Here is a 3,142-nt window from a genome sequence, read left to right as displayed (position 1 = left end):
GGGGGGTTGGGGAGATGGGGGGATGGGGAGATGGGGAGATGGGGAGATTGGGAGATGGGGAGATGGGGAGATGGGGAGATGGGGAGATGGGGAGATGGGGAGATTGGGAGATGGGGAGATGGGGAGATGGGGAGATGGGGAGATTGAATAATGAACATATACTATATAACCGGATTCTATATGACTAATAATGAAAATTTTTATTTATTATCCCCTTAAAAGGGGAGGCGCATACCCACAATTTTTCGGTAATATAATTCTGTTGATCGTCATACAATGTGTAAGGGCGTTAGCGACAGCTTTGCGGAACGCAAATGGCCATTCGCCCCTACAGTTCTTTAATACTGAATAACACCGATGCTACCGGATTTGATATTACGACATAAAAAATGGTATCAAATCTATTCATTCTGACTCCTGTACGTCACCAATACGTCGCCAATCCGACGGCTCCCCTATCTGACTTCTGACTTCATAGCTGTATTCTATGTTAATTAAAATCCTGTGAGGTTTCCAGTACACAGATATGACTATCCTTAATATTTGGATTATTTTTGAGATAGTCGCGTACCCAATCGCAACCCTGACTAAGTAGATAGTTTAAATCCAAATTCCACATAACTACTTCCATTTGATTTGACCAGACTAACATCTTGCCATCTGGACGAAAATTGATACTAGGAACAGCACTACTATTAGTTTTTAAGGTTTTAATTTCTACACCATCAACGCTCCAAAACTTAATCCTACCATCATCATAGTTTGAACCATTACCACTAGCAGAAGCAAAAATTTTATTATCTGGTCTAAAAGTCAAACTCGAAACAGGAGATGTATGACCTTGAAGTGTGTGAAGAAGTTTTTTTTCAGTAAGACTCCAAATAAGAAGATTCCCGTTCTCGTTTCCTGCTACTAAAATTTTGCTATCTGGGCTAAATCTTAAACTGGTAATAGAATAAGAACTTCCTACTAAAGATGGCAATTCTTTACCGTCTGCCGTCCAAAGTTTTATAGTATTATTATTACTAGCAGAGGCAATAATTTTGCCATTTGGGCTATAACTAACTAGCTGACTTCCACCTTGAAGAGTTTGAATTTCTTTGCCATCAAGATTTAAAAGTTTGATTGTGCCATCTTTTCTGCCAACTGCAATAGTTTTATCATCAGAACTAAAGCTAGCTTTGCCAAAATCATTTCTTTTACGTCTAGGCAACTCCTGTGGCAACTTCTGTTTAATAATAGTTTTTGGTTCGCCACTCTCAATGTTCCAAAGTTGAACAACATTGCGATCGCTAGAAACTAAATACTTGCTGTCACGACTGAAAGTTATCTTACTAGAACTAGAGACTTTTTGAAAAGGTTCTTGACGAAGAGTCCCATCTAAGTTCCAGAGTTTGATGGTGTCATCAGCATTAACTGTAGCAATAGTTTCACCATCTGGACTGAGAATCATGTCTCTTAAACCATTAATAGGTCTTATACTTGGTGGCTTTATACCCTCAAGATTCCAGAGTTTAATTGTTTTGTCGTCACTTACAGAAACTAGCATCTTTCTGTCTGGGCTAAAACTCACATTCCATACGGGAGCGCTATGAATTTTCCACGATGATTTTAATTTCCAGCCATTAGAAAAAGATTCCCAAAATTTGATACTGCCATCCCAATTTGTAGAAATGATTCCTTCAGGATACTGAGTTACAGTGATGACACCGAAGTCATCAACAAAATTCTGCTTTTGACTTTTAAGACTCCAAAATTCTATTCCACTTAAATAGTCAGTAACAGCAAGTACACTACTATTTGAGTTGAAATCTATGCTGCAAACTGTAAATTGACTTTCTAAAATTTTAGCTTCCTCAGTGTTCAGATTCCAAAGAACAATATTTTCTTGACCATCCGCAGAAGCAAGAATCTGGTTATCGGGACTAAAACTAATTGGGTTACTCAAAGGAAAGAAGTTCTCGGAATGCTGAAAATTATGAATTTCTTCGCCGTTTCGATTCCATACTTTGACTTTACCATCAATATTAACAGCAGCAATAAGTTGACCATCATTACTAATACTTGTTACTGTAATATCCTTGCCTTTACCTTGGAGATTATTGAGTTCTCTACCATTAAAATCCCAAAGTTTAATGTCATGACCATCACTAGCAGCAATAATATTATTGTTAGGACTAAAACTAACAGTATTAACTGGACAATCTCCTGGATCTGAGGATGAATAAGTAATATTATCTGACTGCTTCTGATTTAGAGTTGCTATTTCTTTGCCACTTAAATCCCATATTTTGATAACGTTATCCATATTAGTCGCAGCGATTTTTTGACCATCGGAGGAAAAGGAAGCTTTAATAAATGGTTGATTATAACCTTCAAAACGATTTTGTTCTTTTACACCATATAATGATTGCATTAGAGTCACTAAAACTTGCATTTCTGTTGTCGGGGTGATTATATCTAATTCTTTTTTCATCTGTTTTCCAGCTTTTATGCTTTCTAAAAGTGCATCGAACTGTTTATTTGAGGCAAATAGTGCTTCTGAAGACTGAATTCTGGCTATCAGTTGATAGTTTTTCCCCCCTGTAAATGCAGTCCACCATCCTATTCCAGCGACAAGTGCAATTAAGGAAGCGACTACAGAAAAGCTCGTAAGTGTAATGATAGTTCTGCGATGTAGATTCTTGCGTCCTTGAATACTTTCCTGAATAAATTGTTTCTCCGCTTCTAAATCTTCTGGACGCTCCTGCAGTTTCTCTTCTGCTTTTGCTAGAGCTGCTCCTCGTAACAAAGAACCATTATCTCGATTGTTTTCTTCCCATTGTTTCTTTGCCGAACGCAGTTGTTCTTGCCAAGTTCTAAATTCTCGGTCTACTTCCATCCATTCTCTTAGTTGTCCCCAATTTCTAATTAAAGCTTCATGGACTACTTCAACGGTTTCTTGTTCGGAATTATTTTCTGTGCTACCACGACTGGTGACAACTAACCGGGAATCAGCCAATTTTTTGACTAAACTCCAGTTTTTATCGTTTAAATCTGCCTTGGTGGCAACTCGTCTAGTGTCTTCTGTTCCTACCCCTGGTTGCACTAACTGAATAAAAATTCGACGGACTTGTTCTTTTTCTTCAGGTTTAAGTTTACT

Annotated in this window: 2 protein-coding genes; one reads left to right on the top strand and one right to left on the bottom strand. The window is 37.8% G+C overall.

Going from position 1 to position 3,142, the window contains the following annotated elements; genetic code table 11:
- Positions 1-14 precede the first annotated feature (14 nt).
- A complete protein-coding gene (locus F6K23_RS23655) occupies positions 15-188 on the top strand; it encodes a hypothetical protein (RefSeq protein WP_293160353.1) in 174 nt (57 codons plus the stop codon).
- Between the two features lie 302 nt (positions 189-490).
- Here F6K23_RS23655 and F6K23_RS23650 read toward each other — a convergent pair.
- Positions 491-3,142, bottom strand: a 2,652-nt coding sequence (locus F6K23_RS23650) for a WD40 repeat domain-containing protein (RefSeq protein ID WP_293160351.1), incomplete at its 5' end; no start/stop codon positions are given.

Origin of the sequence: Okeania sp. SIO2C9 (assembly GCF_010672455.1) — a bacterium.
GTDB lineage: Bacteria > Cyanobacteriota > Cyanobacteriia > Cyanobacteriales > Microcoleaceae > Okeania.
This window is presented reverse-complemented; position numbering and strand designations above follow the sequence as displayed.

What these genes read in the sequence shown, in the direction of transcription:
- F6K23_RS23655 (WP_293160353.1), top strand. Translation starts at nt 15, where the DNA reads ATGGGGGGATGGGGAGATGGGGAGATGGGGAGATTGGGAGATGGGGAG.